A 16,377-nucleotide genomic window follows, 5' to 3' on the forward strand; every position below is an offset into this window, starting at 1 on the left:
TGCCTGCGCTGCCTGTCATTGCACCGCACCGATGCCGATCCCGCGTGGCCCGCGATCGCCGCGCAGCTCGTGAGTCGGGAACGGCATCCCGAACCGTCGCTGCTCTCCGCACAGGTTGCCGCGATGGCGGCGCGCCTGGTGGATGCCCGCCTGCGGTCGGGCGAGCCCGTGCACTCGAGCGCGAGCATCCGCGTGCACGCCGACGGCACGATCAGTCGGCGATCGCACTCTGTTCATGCGGCGTGCGGATGCCGAGCTCTGCCAGAAAACGTGACGGCTCTCGTGGGCCGGCGGCGTGCGCGGCCCAGCTCAGGCTCAGCCGACGCCTCGCACGCGTGATCCCCACGTAGAGCAGCCGACGTTCTTCATCGACCGCCTCGGCCGTGCGCGCGTAGCCGATCGGCACCAGGCCGTCGCCGAGACCCACGATGTGCACGTCGTCCCACTCCAGGCCTTTGGCGGCATGCAGTGTGCAGAGGGTGACGGCGGCGACGGCGGGCTCGTGCTGGGCCGCCTGTCTGGCGAGCAGATCGTCGGTGAACTGTCTGAAGGTGGTGCCGTGGGGGGCGTCGTCGACGAGGCCCATGATCGCGTTCAGCGATTCCCAACGCTCCCGCACACTGCCGGAGGTCTGCGGCGCCTCGAGCGTCCAGCCCAGCGAGCGCAGCACGTCGCTGACAGACTGGAACAGCGGCTCATCCGTCGCGGCGAGCGAGGCCGCCCGCAGCGTCATCACGGCCTGCCGCACCTCGGGCAGATCGAAGAATCGTCGACCGCCGCGCACCTGGTACGCGACGCCCGCCGCGTTCAGCGCGGCCTCCAGCGGAGCGGCCTGGGCGTTCACGCGGTAGAGCACGGCGAGGTCCTGGGCTTTGGCGCCGTCCCGGATGCATTCGGCCAGTTGGTCGGCGACCGCAGCAGCCTCCTCGGCGTCGGTGCGGTAGCCGGTGAGGGCGGGGTCGGGGAGCGGGCGAGGGTCGTCGGCCGGCTCGGGGGTGCTCGGCAGTGCGTGCAGCGTCAGCGCCCCCGGTCGGTCTCGCATGAGCCGGTTCGCGGTCTCGACGATCGGCGCCGACGAGCGATAGTTCTGCTCCAGGCGCACCACCCCGGCATCCGGGTAATGCCGCGCGAACTCGAGCAGATAGCGGCTGGATGCCCCGGCGAACGAATAGATGGTCTGGCTCGCGTCGCCGACCACGCAGAGGTCCGAGCGGTCGCCGAGCCACAGGTCGAGCAGGCGCTGCTGCAGCGGGGAGACGTCCTGATACTCGTCGACCACGAAGAAGCGATACTGCTCGCGCACGTGCATCGCCACGGACGGCTCCGCCTCGATCATCCCGGCGCACGCGAGCAGGACGTCCTCGAAGTCGAGCTGCCTGCGATCGTCTTTCAACGCCTCGTAGGCGCGATGCAGGTCGACGACCTGCTCGGGCTTGAGGGAGCCGGGCGGCGTTCTGCGGGGCGCACCGTCTGGACCGGGGGTGAGCATCCTCTCGTAGTCGTCGATGCTGAGCTCGCTGACCTTGCGCCACTCGATCTCGGCCGCGACGTCGCGCAGCGATGCGGTGTCGATGCGCAGCCGGATGCGCTCTGCCGCCTGGGCGAGCACCCTGCCCTTGCCGTCGAGCACGCCGGGCAACCCGCCGCCGACGACGATCGGCCAGAAGTAGTTCAGCTGGTTCAGGGCGGAGGCGTGGAACGTGCGGGCGGCCACGCCTGTCGCACCGAGCACGCGGAGTCGCGTGCGGAGCTCGGACGCCGCGCGCGCCGTGAAGGTGAGCGCCATCACCCGGTTCGGCGCGTAGACCCCGGTGGCGACGCCGTAGGCGATCCGGTGCGTGATCGCCCTGGTCTTGCCCGTTCCCGCACCCGCGAGCACGCACATCGGGCCGAGCAGCGTCTCCGCGACCACCCGTTGCGCGTCGTCGAGTCCGTCGAGCAGATCCTGCGCGGTCGGCGTCACACGGCATCCGTTCGCGGCTCGCCCGCGGATGCCTGCGTGCCGGCCGCCGGCGGCGGCTCGTCGAGTGGTCCGCCGTACCAGTCGCGGACGATCTCGTGCGCGATCGACGACCCGCCGGGCAGCAGGATGTCGTCGCGCTCGGCCCAGATGTCGTCGCGGCTGAACCAGCGCAGCGCGAGTATCTCCTCGCCGTCCGGCTGCAACTGCGTGCTGCCGGGAACGGCCCTGGCCTCCATGCCGATCATGATGGATGCCGGGAACGGCCACGGCTGCGATCCCAGGTACACCGGATCGACGACGACCACTCCCGATTCCTCCGCCACCTCGCGCGCCGCGGCGGCCTCGAACGACTCCCCTGCCTCGACGAACCCCGCGAGAAGCGACCAGCGGTTGTTCTCCCACAGGGCGTTCGAGCCGAGCAGGATGCGGTTCTGATCGTCGAGCACGCGCACGATCACGGCCGGATCGGTGCGCGGGAAGATCTCGTTGTTGTCGACGAAGCAGCGCCGCATCCAGCCGCCCTGCTCGACCACGGTCGGCGTGCCGCAGCGCGGGCAGTGCGTGTGGGACGCGTGCCAGTTGGCGATCGCGACCGACTCGGTCACGAGCCCGGCATCGCGGTCGCCGAGGGTCGTGGCGAGCTCGCGCAGGCCGCGCCAGCGCTGCTCGTCCGGCTGCAGTTCGCCGGCAGCGGCATCGGTCAGCACCGCGAGGATGACCGGGGTTCCGGCCGGTTCGTCGTCGGATGCCGTCAGCGTGCGCCCGAGATAGACCCTGGTGAGCGCGGAGGTCACCTCGTCGGTGCGGAACAGCGTGAGCCTGGTCGACGGTGACGCCGAGTCGGCACCGGCCGGAACGTCCCGCACCAGCACGCGACCGTTCCAGAGCGGGAGCACCCGCGTCGCATCCTCGGCGAGCAGTTCGTCGAACAGGTCGGCTCTGGCACGGTGCGCGCCGTCGCGGTCCACGGCAGAGCGTGCCAGCGGAAGATCGCCGAGCGGTCGGGGCATGCAGTTCACTCCTCACGGTGCAGACGACGCGCGATCCGGCCGCAGGGCATGCCGTGCACCGCGTCGGAGCGGAGCACGACCCGATGCCGGGCCAGGGGCATCGCTCGCCGAGCGCGTGGCGAACGGGCCAGCGACCGCCTCACGCCTACCCTGGACGGTATGGCCAGATCCCACCTCACTCTAGCCGCGCTGGCCACGTCGGCCGTGCCCGACCTGGACATCGCAGGCACCCGGAGTTTCAGCTACGACCTGCACGGCGACTTCGAGTCGGCGTTGCTCATGAGCAGGGACGGAACGGAGCTCATCATCCGGGTTCCCGCGTCGCAGGAGGCCGAGACCGAGCAGAGCGCCGACCTCGTCGCACTGCGTTCGCTCACCGCGGGTGTGCGAGCCAGACTGCCGTTCGATGTGCCCGAATACGTGGGCCAGACGCCGATCGGCGGCACCCGCGCGGTGGTGTACACGTTCGTGCCAGGAGACAAGGTCGCGCTCGAGAACGTGCAGCCCGGCGACGGTCTCGCCGCCTCGATCGGGCGCGCGATCGCGGCGATCCACTCGCTTCCGGCGTCGTTCGTCGCCGAAGCCGGCCTGCCGACGATGTCGGCGGCGGAATGCCTGAAGTCGGCGAAGTCACTGATCACGAGCGCGACCGCGACGGGTCTCGTGCCTGCAGCGCTCGCAACCAGATGGAACGAGGCCGTCGACGATGAGGAACTGTGGCGGTTCCAGCCCGCGGTCATCAACGGCGCCCTCTCCATCGACTCCTTCATCGTGCGCGAAGAGACCGTCGTCGGACTCGTCGGCTGGTCGGCGTTGCGCGTCGGCGACCCGGCGCGCGACCTGCACTGGGTGCTCGGCATGAACGCGGATGCCGCGGAGAGCGCCATCGAGGCGTACTCTCTTGCGCGCGGAGCGGCCTCCGACCCCAACCTGCTGTTCCGGGGCACTCTGTACGCGGAGCTGGAGCTCGCGCGCTGGCTCATGCACGGACGCGAGCTGCACGACCAGCTGATCATCGACGACGCGGTCTCCATGCTCGACAGCCTCGTCGAGCGGGTGCACGACGACGAGGTGGACCCGCTCGCGCCCCGCACCGGCCCCATCATGGCGGTGACCGAGGTGCAGGCGCTGCTGGACGCCACACCCCTCGACCGCGAGTCGGGCGACGCCGCTCAGGGCCTGCTTCCCGTCACCGAGGACCGCCCGCCGGTCGACGACGAGTTCGACCGCGACGACGACTGACGCGTCGCTGTCCCCGTGGGTTGAAGAGCACGCCGCAAGGCGCGCGTCTCGAAACCCGGACGTGTTCGCGAGCGGTTTCGAGACGCGCCGCTGCGCGGTGCTCCTCAACTCACGGAATGGGGCGCTGCTACGCGGCGACGAACCCGCTGCCGTCGGCGCGCGTGCGCTCTCGCCAGAGCCGAAGCAGCTCGTCTTCGTCGAGCAGCTCGGTCGGGCGCACGATCAGGTCGTCGGCGACGTAGTAGAACGCGGCTTCCACGTTCTGCGCCTCGACACCGCGCCATCGCGAGAACGCCAGCCGGTACAGGGCGAGCTGCAGCTGCTTGCTCGCCAGGTCGGCGTCGTCTTTCGGCGGCTTGCCGGTCTTCCAATCGACGATCTCGTACCGTGAGCCGTTCTGATACACCGCATCGATCTTGCAGATGACGAGGTGCCCGTCGAAGGGCAGGTGGATCTCCCGCTCGACCTCGACCGGCCTGCGGTCGGCCCACGGCGAGTGCTCGAAGGTGCGTTGGAGCGCGCCCAGCCGCTCACGCTCCACCCGTTCGGCCTCCGACGGTGACACGGCAGCGCCCGCCTCGTGGAGATCGTGCGCCCCGCCGGCGTCGGCGTCGAGCTCGTCGGCCAACGCGTCGATGACCTCCGTGCCGCCCGCCACTCCCGCACGCCGCTCGACCCACGCGTGGAACAGCGTGCCGAGGCGGGTGGCACGGTAGGGACGTTCCGGCATCGGCCGCCGCAGCTCGGCGGCCACCTCGGTCGGATCGTCGACGTAGTCCTTGAAGCGGGAGGCGGGGACTCTGGTGGGCACCGCGATGTCGGTGGAAGCCGCCAGCATCCTCTCCCGCTCGGCCAGCAGCAGTCGGACATCGTCGCTCCACCGGCCGGGCTCCCCCGGCTCCGCCGAATGCACGAGTTCGGCGGCACGTTCGACCCGTGCCCGACGTCCGCCGAGCGGATCCAGCGGCCAGCTGATCGGCACTTCGTCGCCTCCGAGCGGATTCTCCTCGAACTCGGATGCCTCCGGCAGCTCGGGCACGATCCCCGCGTCGGACAGCTCTGCGAGGTACCTGCTCGGAACGCGAGGCTTCGTCTGCGACGCCCAGAACGACCCCGTCAACAGCAGTCCATGCCGCGCGCGCGTCACGGCGACATAAGCGAGCCGCCGCTCTTCTCTCTCGTAGTGCGCGCCGACCTGCTCTTTGAACGCGTCGCGGGCCTCCTTGACCTCCTTGCGGCTCGTCGCCTCGCGCCACTCGAAGGACGGCAGCTCGTCGGCGTCGCCTCGGAACTCCCATGGCAATCGCCCGAATCCGAGCCACGCGCCCGTGCCCTCATTGGGCTTGGACGGCAGCTCGTCTTCGACAAGACGCGGCACGACGACGTGATCCCACTCGAGGCCTTTCGAGCCGTGCACCGTGAGGATCTGCACGCAGCCCGGCTCGGGCCTCTCCGATCGCGGCGCCAGCGAGTCCCTGCGCTCCGCCTCGCGCAGCCAGCCGAGGAAGCCGGGCAGGCCCGCCGATTCGCTCACCGCAAGGTAATCGGCGAGGGCGTCGAAGAAGGCATCCATGGCGCCGCGCCCTGCTGCCCGTGTCTCGTTGGCGGCCAGCTCGATGTCGAGGCCGAGCTCGTGCTCCACGAGGGTGACGAAGTCGAGCAGGTCGAGGCCGCTGCGGGCGCGGAGGCGAGCGAAGAGGCGGCCGGCATCGCGCATCCTCGCCAGTCCGACCTCGCCGATGCCGGCCAGCATGCGGTGGCCGTCGGGAGCGTGCACCAACGAGTCGAGCGCGTCGACGATGGATGCCTGTTCGCTGTCGATCACGCTGGCCCTGATGGCCGCGCGCACCTCTCCGTCGAGCCGCTGCTGCCGATAGTCGTGCTCGGCCAGCCAGCGCGCCGCGTCTTTCAGCCCGCGCAGGTCGCGCACACCGACGCGCCAGCGAGACCCGGCCAGGAGTCGCACGAGTTCCGATCCAGCCGTGGGGTCATCGACCACCCGCAGTGCGCACACCAGGTCGGCGATCTCCGGCTCGGCGAGCAGGCCGCCGACGCCCAGCACGTGATACGGAATGCCGCGCCCGCGCAGCGCCGCGGTGAACTCGCTCTGCGTCGCGCGCGACCTGAAGAGCATCGCCGCGCTCGGCACGACGCGACGTCCCTGCTCGTCGAGAACGGGACGTCCCTTCTCGTCGAGCACCGGCTCCGCCAGCCTGTCGCTCAGCCAGCTCGCCGCGGCATCGGCTTCGTCGGGCAGCGTCTCGGCGAAGACGGTCTGCACCCCGCGCTCCGACGCGGCCGGCGACGGCCTCAACGCGTCGACGGCGACCCGGGAGCGGGCGGTGAGCGGTTTCACGATGCTGTTGGCGGCATCCAGAATCCGCGTGCCGTTGCGCCAACTGGTGGAGAGGCCGTAACGGTGCACGACCGACTCGGCGTCGGTCGCCTCCGTCGCGGCCGGAGAGCCGGCGCGTGCACCGAACACCACCGCGAACTGGTCGAGGTTCGACGTGCTGGCACCGCGCCAGCCGTAGATCGACTGGTGCGGGTCACCGACCGCCATGACGGGCATCCCCGCGAAGAGGCCGGACAGCAGCCTGGTCTGCACCACCGACGTGTCCTGGTACTCGTCGAGCAGCACAACGGAGTGGCGCTCCCGGATGCCACTCGCAACCTGGTCGGACCGCCGCACGATCTGCAGCGCGAAGGCCACCTGATCCGAGTACTCGACGAGCCCGCGGCGCAGCTTCTCGCGATCGAACTCGGCGGCGAGGTCGATCAGCAACGGAAGGTGCCCGACGGTCTCGACGAGCTCGACGACGTCTTTGTATTCGCCCCGGCTCGAACCGATCGGCAGCTCGCGAATCGCGCCGAACGCGCGTGCCATGGCCGCGACATCCTGTGCCTCTGCCGTGTTCTCGCCGAGGGAGTGCGCCAGCTCGAGCACAGCGCGCGTCACCTGGTCGACCGACTTGTCGACGTCGTTCAGCCGCGGATCGTCGCTGTGCACGACGATGCTGCGGGCGAGTTGCCACGCGGATGCCTCGCCCAGCACAGCACCGTCGCTCTCGCGCCCGAGCAGCAGCGCGTTCTCCCGGTAGATGGTGTTCGCGAAGGAGTTGTAGGTGGCCACCTGCGGCGGGTCGAACTCGTCCGGCGCATCGATGACGCCCGCCGCCGCCAGCCTGGCGACCCGGTCGCGGATGCGCTCGCGCAGCTCCCCCGCCGCCTTGCGCGTGAACGTGAGTCCGAGAACTCGACCGGGCTCCACGAGTCGATTCGCGAGCAGCCACAGCACCCGGAAAGCCATGGTCTCGGTCTTGCCGCTGCCTGCACCCGCCACCACGAGGGCGGGCGCGAGCGGGGACTCGATCACGGCCCGCTGCTGGTCGGTCGGCCGGTAGGTGCCCAGTGCGTCGGCGATGGCGTCTGCGCTCACGAACTCAGTCACTGCAGACCGCCCTCACCCGGTGCAGCCTGCGCACGGCCACGTCACCGCGATACTCGTCGAGCTGCGCCTTGCCCTCGAACTCGGCCACCGCGATCGCCCTTGCGGCCTGCTCGATGCGCTGGCGGAAGCCGTCGAGCCCCTCCTCGTCGAGCGCGGCCTGCGTTCCCTCGCGGTAGAGCTTGCCGCGCACCCCCTCGCGCACGAACAACAGCTTCGCTCCCGCCGAGTGGTGCGGGGCGAAGGGCGCACACAGCTCTCCGAGCTGGCCGGACTCGTACGCCAGCTGGTACACGCCGAGCTGCGGCATGGCCGTGAGCGTGGCCTGGTTGGTGACGGGAGCTCCGGTCTTGAGATCCACGATCGTGATGCCGCCTCCGCGGTCGGCCTCGACGCGGTCGATCTTGCCGTGCACCTGGGCTCTGCCGACCTCGAGCCGGAACCCCGTCTCGGCGGCCACCACCCGGATGCCGGTGCGCTGCGAATCGGCGAGGTACTCCGACACGCCCTGCACGAGTCTGCGGACCGCGCGCTTCTCGCGGGCCGCGATCCACGGCGACTCGAAGACGAGCTCGTTCCACCGCGACTCCACCGCGGCGAAGAGCGCGTCGACCGCCGGATCGACGGCGGTCTCCATGGCCCAGTGCACGATGGTGCCGATGCCCATCGAGGTGCTGGTCGTCGAGCCCGCGATGTCGTCGAGGAACCAGTCCAACGGCGACTCCTCGATCGCCTCGATGCGCGACGGCGACACCGGCACCGATTCCTCGTCGTCGTAGAGGGGTGCAGCACTCGACGGCTCGACGAGGCCGTGCCACTGCCCCGGGTCGGCGCCCGGCACGCCGACGGCAGCGAGTTCGGCAAGAGCGGACGCCGCCTCCGCACGACGGCGACGGGCCGCTGCACTCTCTCCGGTCGCCATCGCCCCTGCTTCGGCGCCCTCGAGCCTCGCCGCCGCATCGTCTCGCGTGAGTTCGCGCCGCAACCTGCCGGTGAGGCCCCGCAGCGTGAGGGGCGGTGCACCGGCATCCACGGCGGGTGTGCCGTGCGGAGCGAGCCCGAAGAGCACGCTCGGCGACTGATCGTCATCGGATGCTGCGGCGAGAACGACCTGCCTCGATGCCCGCGAGACGGCGACGGCGAACATGCGCAGCTCGTCGGCGGCGACCTGCTTGCGGGCGTCGATGACGGCATCGGTCTCGCCGTCAGCCGCGCGCATCAGAAGCTCCGTGCCGAGCAGCGTGCCACGCACGCGCAGGTCGGGCCAGACTCCGTCTTGCAACCCTGCGACGACCACCACCTCGAATTCCCGTCCCACCACGCCCGACGGCGTCGCGATGAGCACCGATTCGACCGAGCGGGAGGGCGCGAGAGTGTCTTCGGGAACATCCGCGTCGAGCATGCGCGCGAGAAAGACCGAAGGCGGCGAGTCGGGTTCCCGCTCGCCGAATCGCTTCGCCGCCGTGAACAGAGCGACGACGCCATCGAGGTTGCGATTCGCCTCGGATGCCGCCACCCCCGACCCCGCAGCCGCCTGCCGCCACTGCACCGCGGCTCCCGACCGCTCCCACACGGTCCACAGCAACTCCTCCGCCGCGGCACCCGCGACGGATGCCGTGCGCACGGCGTCGAGGATGCGCGCCAGCCGGTCGGCGTCGCGCGCGATGCGGTGGTCGATCGTCGCCAGACGCCCCGGCTGCCCGATGGCCTCGAGGAGCAGCACATCGGCCGCCCGGTCGCCGCCGGCCGCCACCTCCTCGGTGCGCAGCGCGACGCGCAGCCGGCGCAGTGCGAGCCGGTCGAGCCCGCCGAACGGGCCGAGCAGCATGTCGGTCACCGCATCGATGTCGAGCGCGGAGCGCCCGATGCCGTGGTCGACGATGCCGAGCAGGGCGCGCGCGGCAGGGTCGTCGCGCAACGCGACGGTGGCCGTCGTCGTGCGCACCGGAACCTCCGCGGTGGCAAGCCCTCGTGCGACGCCGTCGATCAGAGCGCCGGAGCGCACCACGACGGCCATCTTCGACCACGGCACGTCGCTCATCAGGTGTCGTTCGCGCAGCACCCTGGCGACGGCCGCCCACTCTCTCGCCTGAGTCGGCGCCTCGATCGTGAGCAGTGGCTCGAGCCCGTCATCTCCGGAACGGGCGGGCAGCGCACCGCGGTGCCCCACGACACCCGCCGTGCCGATCTTCTCCGTGACCTTGCGGGTGAGCTCGCGCAGCGCGGGCGGCTGGCGGTGCGCGACGCGCAGGGTGTGCACGAGCATCCCTGCGCCGAAACGGGCGACCGCGTCGGCCGAGCCCCCGCGGAAGACGGCGGTGGCGGCATCCGGATCGCCGAAGCCGATGACGGCGACACCGCGGTCGCGCAGCGCGCTCAGCAGCGCGAGCCCGAGCTCCGTCGCCTCCTGCACGTCGTCGACGACGACGAGGCGCAGCCGCTCGACCGCGTCGCTGACGTCGCCGCGCGACAGCGACGCCACGGCGAACCGCACGAGCTCGGCGGAGTCGAGCTGATCGGGCCGGGCGGACGACACGACAGCGAGATAGTCGTCGAGAAAGTCGGCGGCCGCCACCCATTCCTGCCGCTCGTGCTGTCGGCCGAGCTGCCTGATGCGCTCCGGCGACAACTCGTGCTCCGTCGCCCGCATCATGAGCTCGCGCAGCTCGGTGCGGAACGACCTCAGCGCACGAACCTGCTCGCCGAGATGCTCAGGCCAGCGTGGCCCCGCATCGTCTTCGATGTGCCCCGCCAGCAGAGCAGCGACGTCGGCATCCTGCTCGGCACCGGTGAGCAGGGTCGGAGGCTCGGAACCCGCTGCGATGGATGCCTGTGCCACCACGTCGAACGCGAGCGACGACACCGTGCGCGCGAGCGGCCCGTTCACCGCCTCGCCGATGCGCAGGCCGAGGCGATCCCGCAGCCGCGTGGCACTTGACCGGTCGAATGTGAGTGCCAGCACCGACTCCGGTGCGTAGCCGAGCCGGTGCACGCGATCGGCGAGCAGCTCGACCAGCGTGGTCGTCTTGCCCGTTCCAGGCGCACCGATGACGAGCGCGGACGTTCCGTCGTCGACGGCCAGCACCGCACGCTGAGAGGCGTCGAGTTCGGGTTCGGGCTGGCTCACGACGTTCACCCTATGCGCGGCCTCCGACACCCCTTCGACGACCGCCCGCAGCGGCCGAGATCCGGGCCGCGTTCTGCCGTCAGTGAACTCCCCGAACGCGCTCGCGCGGCTGCCGTAGTGTGACTGACGCACGGCATCACCGCAACGGAAGGCATCCCAGTGGAAGTACGCATCGGCATCGTCAACGCCCCTCGTGAACTGAGCTTCGAGTCGAACCAGCCCGCCTCCGAGGTCGAGGCAGCCGTGAATGCCTCGCTCGCCGGCAAGGCGCTCACGCTCGAGCTGCGCGACGAGCACGGGAGCCTCTTCATCGTTCCCACGGCGGGCATCGCGTACGTGCAGGTCGGCAGCGAGGAATCGCGTCGGGTCGGCTTCGTCGCGTAACCTTTCGGCAGGCCGTTCGCCCTTCTGGCGACCGGTTCTCGCACGCCATCGCGGGAGCCTTGATCGGCATCCGCGCACACGAAGGTCACGGCAATGGAGCTTCTGTTCATCACGCTGGGCGGCGCGATCATCGGCTTGATCGCGCGCTACACGCTTCCCTACCGCCATTCGCACGGCGCGGTGCTGATCCCCGCGCTCGGTGCCGGTGTCGCCGCCGCGGTGTGGGTGATCCTCACCTGGGTCGGCATGAAGTGGGACGGCGGGTGGATCTGGTGGATCACCCTGATCGTCACGGCCATCGTCAGCGTGGGTGTCGACCTTCTCCTCGGCGGTCTGCGCACCCGCTCCGACGAGCAGCGGCTCCACCGGCTCACCCGCACCGGGGTGAGCGCGACCGGCGCCTGAGATGACACCGCACGACGAGACGCTCGACGGCGGGTCGGGAAACGCGGCCCAGGCGGAGGATGCCGCCCCGGGCGCCGAGCTGGCGACCAACGGAATCCCGAACCTGAGGGATGTCGGCGGCTACGTCACCGCCGACGGCCGGCGGGTGCGCCGCGGCCTCGTCTACCGCTCGACCGCCCTCGATGCGGCCAGCGACGCCGACCTGCGCTCGCTGCGCGAGCGCGGCATCCGCACGGTCGTCGACCTGCGCACCGCCTCCGAGCGGACATCGGCACCCGACCGGCTGCCGGAAGGCGCCGTCGCCGTCGATCTCGACGTGATGGCCGACTCTCCGGGATCCTCGCCCGCGAAGCTCGCCGAACTGGCTGCCAGCCCCGAGCAGGCCGTGCAGGTGCTGGCGACCACCGACGTCGACGCCGTGTTCGACCGCATCTACCGCGAGCTCGTGTCGTTGCCGAGCGCGCGTGCCTCGTACCGGGCGCTGTTCGGCGCGCTGGCCGACGAGGCATCCCTGCCCGCGCTGTACCACTGCACGACCGGCAAGGATCGCACCGGCTGGGCGACGGCGGCGCTGCTTCTGCTGCTCGGCGTCGACGAGCCGACGGTGATCGAGGACTATCTGCTGAGCAACCCGTACCTGGAGGGCAAGCAGGAGCAGTTGCTGCGCGTGTTCGCCGCCCACGGCGGCGACCCCGAACGACTCAAGGCCATGATGGGCGTCAAGGCGGAGTACCTCCAGTCTGCGATCGCCGAGGCGCGCTCGTCGTACGGCACGATCGAGGGCTACTTCACCGACGGACTCGGGCTGGGCCCCGACGTGCAACAGCGACTGCGCGAGATCTTCCTCGACTGAGCATCGTGCTCGAGTGAATGCGCGGCCGCACGCGGCGAAACGTGTCCGCTCCGGTGCCGCCCGCGCCGCGTGATCGGACAGACGCTCAGGCGGTGAGGCCGAGAGCATCCATCCGACGGGTGTGCGCCCCGATCACCTCGGTGAACACCGGGTCGATGCGCTCCTCGTCATTGCGCTCGTTGCCCGACAGCCGCAGCGCGGAGCGGGCGACCAGCAGTGTGTCGCCGACGAGCCTGCGCCCCCACATCGCGAGGCGCGAGCCGAGAGTGCGGTCGGCGGCGATCTCGGCGGCGAGGATCTCCGCGATCCGTTCGGTGCCGGTCTCCGTGCCCAACAGGCTCGCGGCCCGGGTGCCCACGTCACCGGGCAGGCCCTGGGCGAGACGCATGAAGAAGTCGCTGAGCAGCCCGTTGGTCACATAGACCGCGAGCAGAGTCTCCTGCCAGTCACGGCCCGTCGTCACCGCCTGGAATCCGTCGATCGCCGTGGCGAACGGCTCCATCACGACGGCGGGCTCCGCGTCATGCCTGCGGATCTCGGCCGCGATCGCCTGATGCTTGCTCAGCGCGGCGCCCGCGGCGAACGCCACGGCCTCCTTGCTGGCCAGAGCCGGCACCAGCTGCACGACGCGAGACAGCGACTCGAATGCCTGCAGCTGCAGATAGGCGACCTGCCCGAGATAGGGCAGCAGGTCGGGTGCTATGTCGTGCAGATCCACCCGCAACGCGGTGGCGTGCTCCCTGCGCGGTTTGAGCTTGGGCGCGTCGACCGGTGCCGCGCGGCGAGAGAACCAGGATGCCACCCGAGCAAGTCTAGAGGTCGGCGGATGCGGCACCCTCGCTCATCCCCGCTGCCCGCCTGCCGCTCCGGACTCCTTCTGCCCGCGTTTCGTCCCCGAATTCCTGGCGCAGAGCGCCCCATCCGCGATGAGATGGCGACGGTTTGCGCCAGGGAGCACGGGGCGCTCGACGGGCTCAATGGAGCTGGCGACGTGAGCAAGCTCACCCGCCCGCGCACTCAATCACCAGTGGTCGCGCTGACGCGCTCGACTGGCTCAATCGGGTTGCTGACGTGAGCAAGCTCACCCCTCCGTCAACTCAATCGCCAGTAGTCGCGCTGACGCGCTCGACTGGCTCAATCGGGTTGCTGACGTGAGCAAGCTCACCCGTCCGTCAACTCAATCGCCAGTGGTCGCGCTGACGCGCTCGACTGGCTCAATCGGGTTGCTGACGTGAGCAAGCTCACGTCAGCAACCCTCAATCGCCAGTAGACTGGGTTGGCCGTCGGCGCAGGATCGACGGCTGCAGCGCCCCGAGAAGACGTGTCGGGCGCAGCCCACGGATCAGCCTCGATCCGCTCACTTTCTTCGACAGGCAGAAAAACAACGTGACGTTCTCCGATCTGAACATCGATGCCGACATGGTGCAGGCACTCGCCGCCAAGGGCATCACCGAACCGTTCCCCATCCAGCATCAGACCATCCCGCTCGCGCTCACCGGGCAAGACATCATCGGCCAGGCCAAGACGGGAACCGGCAAGACCTTCGGCTTCGGCCTTCCGGTCATCCAGCGCCTCGGACTCGACCCGGCGCCCGGCGTACAGGCGCTCATCGTCGCCCCCACGCGCGAGCTCGCCATCCAGGTGGCCGAAGACCTCGAACTGGCCACCTCCGGCCGCTCCACCACGGTCGCGTCCATCTACGGCGGCAAGTCGTACGAGGGTCAGATCGAGCAGCTCAAGGCGGGCGCCCAGATCGTGGTCGGCACGCCCGGCCGCCTGCTCGACCTGGCGGGTCAGCACATCCTCGACCTCTCGCACGTGCGAGAAATGGTGCTCGACGAGGCGGACAGGATGCTCGACCTCGGCTTCCTGCCCGACGTGGAGCGTCTGTTCTCACTCACGCCGGCCACCCGCCACACCATGCTCTTCTCGGCGACGATGCCCGCTCCGATCGTGGCGCTCGCCCGCCGCTTCATGACGCGGCCCATCCACATCCGCGCGTCCGAGCCCGACGAGGGTCTGACGCAGACGAACATCAAGCACCTCATCTACCGTGCGCACGCACTCGACAAAGACGAGGTGATCGCACGCATCCTGCAGGCGGAGGGCCGCGGCAAGACCGTGATCTTCACCCGCACCAAGCGCGCGGCCGCCAAGCTCGTCGAGGAGCTGAACGACCGCGGATTCAACGCCGCAGCCGTGCACGGCGACCTCGGCCAGGAGCAGCGCGAGCGCGCGATGAACGCGTTCCGCGCAGGCAAGCGCGACGTGCTGATCGCCACGGATGTCGCCGCACGCGGCATCGACGTCATCGACGTCACGCACGTGATCAACCACACCATTCCCGAAGACGAGAAGGCCTACCTGCACCGCGTCGGCCGCACCGGCCGCGCCGGCAGGGAAGGCACGGCCATCACATTCGTGGACTGGGACGACCTGCACAAGTGGGCGCTCATCAACCGCGCTCTCGAGTTCGGTCAGCCCGAGCCGACAGAGACCTACTCGTCGTCACCGCACCTCTACAGCGACCTCGGCATCCCGGAGGGCGCGAAGGGCCGGCTCAAGCCGACGCCGCCCGTGAAGTCGGAGCGCTCGCGCACCCGCGACGAGTCCGGTGAGAAGTCGGGCGAGGCATCCTCTTCCGGTTCGAGCAGGTCGCGCAACCGCCGTCGCACCCGCAGCGCCTCGGGTGCCGCGGCGTCGACCGAGACGACGGGTGCAGGCGCCGGCGCCGAGAAGGCTGCTACAGGCACGCACGACGGCCAGGGACACCAGCACCACGATGGCAACGCCGCGCCGGCGCGCCGCAGGCGCCGCCGCAGGCCGGCAGCCGGAGGCAGTGCGCCCGCCGCGCAAGGCTGACCGCGCGCGGTCGGGGCCGGACGAGAGAAGCGCACCTCCTGCGGGCCGAGGAGTGCGCGATGCGCACGACTCGAAACCAGTGCACACCGGCTCGCGCCGCAAGGCGCGCGGCACCGAAGCCCGTCAGCCGGCCGTCGGCCCCGCCTCGGTCGCACGCGCCAGATACGACGACTCGTCGAGGATGCGCCGCAGCGCCTCCGGCGACGTCGTGTTCTCCCCCAGCCGGTTCGGCTTTCCCGCCCCGTGGTAGTCGCTCGACCCGGTGAGAACGAGCCCGTTCCGCTGAGCGATCTCGCGCAGCGCGACCTTGCCATCGTCGGTGTTCTCGCGGTGGTCGAGCTCGAAGCCCGCGAGGCCGGAGTCGATGAGGCGCTGCAGGTAGACATCCTGGATGATGCCGTCGCGGCCCCTGGTCGCCGGATGCGCCAGCACCGGCACGCCGCCCGCGCCGCGGATGAGCCGCACGCCATCGAGCGGGGTCGGCGCGTAGATGGGCTCGTAGTACCCGCCCCGAGGATGCAGCAGGGTGGCGAACGCGGCGGAGCGATCCGGCACGACGCCGCGCGCCACCAGAGCATCGGCGATGTGGGGGCGCCCCACGGTGGCACCCGGTGCCGTGTGCGCTGCCACGTCGTCCCACGTGAGGTCGTAGTCGACGCCGAGCCGGGCGACCATGGTCTCCGCCCGGCTCAGACGGGCATCCCTGATGCGCTTCAGCTCCGCCGCCAACGGCTCGTCCGTCGGGTCGAAGAGGTAGGCGAGCATGTGCACGCTCTTCCACCCGTACCGCGTGGAGAGCTCCATGCCCGGAATGAAGGTCAGGCCGACCTCGGATGCCGCGGTGCCGGCATCCGCCCACCCCGCCGTCGAGTCGTGGTCGGTCAGCGCCACCGTGCCGAGTCCTGCCGCGGCCGCCGCGCGCACCAGCTCGTCCGGCGACTGCGTGCCGTCGGACACGCTCGAATGCGTGTGCAGATCGATCGGAGCGCGGAAGTCGCGAAGATCGGCGGCCATCCCCCATCGTATTGCGGTGGCTCGCTGCGGCAGCGCGCTCGGCGCGCCGCGCCGTCCGACGCTCGATGA

11 protein-coding genes are annotated in these 16,377 nt (G+C 70.5%); 5 read left to right on the forward strand and 6 right to left on the reverse strand.

Annotated features, from left to right (window positions below; genetic code table 11):
• Window positions 1-211: 211 nt before the first annotated feature.
• Window positions 212-1,963, reverse strand: a complete 1,752-nt coding sequence (locus tag FPZ11_RS05875) for an ATP-dependent helicase (RefSeq protein ID WP_246846551.1) — start codon at window positions 1,961-1,963, stop codon at window positions 212-214.
• Window positions 1,960-2,973: an NAD(+) diphosphatase gene (nudC, locus tag FPZ11_RS05880; RefSeq protein ID WP_146319165.1), complete on the reverse strand. Its 1,014-nt coding sequence runs from the start codon at window positions 2,971-2,973 to the stop codon at window positions 1,960-1,962. The genes FPZ11_RS05875 and nudC overlap by 4 nt, the downstream gene beginning before the upstream one ends.
• Before the next feature lie 159 nt (window positions 2,974-3,132).
• On the opposite strand from nudC, the gene FPZ11_RS05885 reads away from it, so the two are divergent.
• Window positions 3,133-4,215 carry a phosphotransferase gene (locus FPZ11_RS05885; protein WP_146319167.1) on the forward strand — a complete coding sequence of 361 codons (1,083 nt, stop codon included), beginning with the start codon at window positions 3,133-3,135 and terminating at the stop codon, window positions 4,213-4,215.
• Window positions 4,216-4,342: 127 nt separating this feature from the next.
• On the opposite strand, the gene FPZ11_RS05890 is transcribed toward FPZ11_RS05885, so the two are convergent.
• On the reverse strand, window positions 4,343-7,666 hold the full coding sequence (locus FPZ11_RS05890; RefSeq protein WP_146319169.1) for an ATP-dependent helicase: 3,324 nt from the start codon (window positions 7,664-7,666) through the stop codon (window positions 4,343-4,345).
• Window positions 7,659-10,790: an ATP-dependent DNA helicase gene (locus tag FPZ11_RS05895; RefSeq protein WP_168203746.1), complete on the reverse strand. Its 3,132-nt coding sequence runs from the start codon at window positions 10,788-10,790 to the stop codon at window positions 7,659-7,661. The genes FPZ11_RS05890 and FPZ11_RS05895 overlap by 8 nt, the downstream gene beginning before the upstream one ends.
• Window positions 10,791-10,949: 159 nt before the next feature.
• On the opposite strand from FPZ11_RS05895, the gene FPZ11_RS05900 reads away from it, so the two are divergent.
• The 3 genes from FPZ11_RS05900 to FPZ11_RS05910 all read left to right on the forward strand — a co-directional run bounded on the left by FPZ11_RS05900 (window position 10,950) and on the right by FPZ11_RS05910 (window position 12,432).
• Window positions 10,950-11,174, forward strand: a complete 225-nt coding sequence (locus FPZ11_RS05900) for a DUF3107 domain-containing protein (RefSeq protein WP_146319173.1) — start codon at window positions 10,950-10,952, stop codon at window positions 11,172-11,174.
• 93 nt (window positions 11,175-11,267) lie between these two features.
• On the forward strand, window positions 11,268-11,579 hold the full coding sequence (locus FPZ11_RS05905; RefSeq protein ID WP_146319175.1) for a hypothetical protein: 312 nt from the start codon (window positions 11,268-11,270) through the stop codon (window positions 11,577-11,579).
• A gap of 1 nt (window position 11,580) precedes the next feature.
• On the forward strand, window positions 11,581-12,432 hold the full coding sequence (locus FPZ11_RS05910; RefSeq protein ID WP_146319177.1) for a tyrosine-protein phosphatase: 852 nt from the start codon (window positions 11,581-11,583) through the stop codon (window positions 12,430-12,432).
• Window positions 12,433-12,517: 85 nt separating this feature from the next.
• On the opposite strand, the gene FPZ11_RS05915 is transcribed toward FPZ11_RS05910, so the two are convergent.
• Window positions 12,518-13,234 (reverse strand): ferritin-like fold-containing protein, encoded by a 717-nt coding sequence (locus tag FPZ11_RS05915; RefSeq protein ID WP_146319179.1) that lies wholly within the window; start codon window positions 13,232-13,234, stop codon window positions 12,518-12,520.
• 584 nt (window positions 13,235-13,818) lie between these two features.
• On the opposite strand from FPZ11_RS05915, the gene FPZ11_RS05920 reads away from it, so the two are divergent.
• Complete coding sequence (locus FPZ11_RS05920) at window positions 13,819-15,294, forward strand: DEAD/DEAH box helicase (RefSeq protein WP_146319181.1); 1,476 nt, start codon at window positions 13,819-13,821, stop codon at window positions 15,292-15,294.
• 123 nt (window positions 15,295-15,417) lie between these two features.
• Here the strand turns inward: FPZ11_RS05920 and FPZ11_RS05925 are convergent, their stop codons facing one another.
• On the reverse strand, window positions 15,418-16,308 hold the full coding sequence (locus FPZ11_RS05925) for a PHP domain-containing protein (RefSeq protein WP_146319183.1): 891 nt from the start codon (window positions 16,306-16,308) through the stop codon (window positions 15,418-15,420).
• Window positions 16,309-16,377: the final 69 nt, after the last annotated feature.

Source organism: Humibacter ginsenosidimutans, assembly GCF_007859675.1.
Lineage (GTDB): Bacteria > Actinomycetota > Actinomycetes > Actinomycetales > Microbacteriaceae > Humibacter > Humibacter ginsenosidimutans.